This window comes from Pleomorphochaeta sp. DL1XJH-081, from assembly GCF_049310885.1.
GTDB lineage: Bacteria > Spirochaetota > Spirochaetia > Sphaerochaetales > Sphaerochaetaceae > CAYZJV01.
In genome coordinates this window covers 1-280 of record NZ_JBMDYO010000061.1, presented here as the reverse complement: position 1 = coordinate 280, position 280 = coordinate 1, and the positions used below count along the sequence as shown (strand labels likewise).

At 43.9% G+C, this 280-nt stretch carries 1 protein-coding gene; it reads left to right on the top strand.

Annotated elements, in window-relative coordinates; all coding sequences use genetic code 11:
• Window positions 1-27: 27 nt before the first annotated feature.
• On the top strand, window positions 28-280 hold a 253-nt coding region (locus ACODJP_RS13905), incomplete at its 3' end, for an aldehyde dehydrogenase family protein (RefSeq protein WP_422482514.1).

Sequence of the window (280 nt, the reverse complement as noted above, 5' to 3'; positions counted from 1 at the left end):
CAAACCATTCAACCCTCTATTCCTTCTATGCAAGGAGAAAAATATACGGCCTTTACTTTAAGACAACCAATTGGCGTGGTTGCAGGGATTGTGCCTTGGAATTTCTCACTCATGATTGGCGTTTGGAAAATCGGTTCAGCTTTGACAACTGGCTGTACCATTGTGCTTAAACCAAGTGAGTTTGCCAGCTTATCTTTATTACGTTTAGCTGAACTTGCGATTGAGGCAGGTATTCCAGCGGGTGTAATTAACGTAGTTACGGGTAAGGGGGAGACAGGAC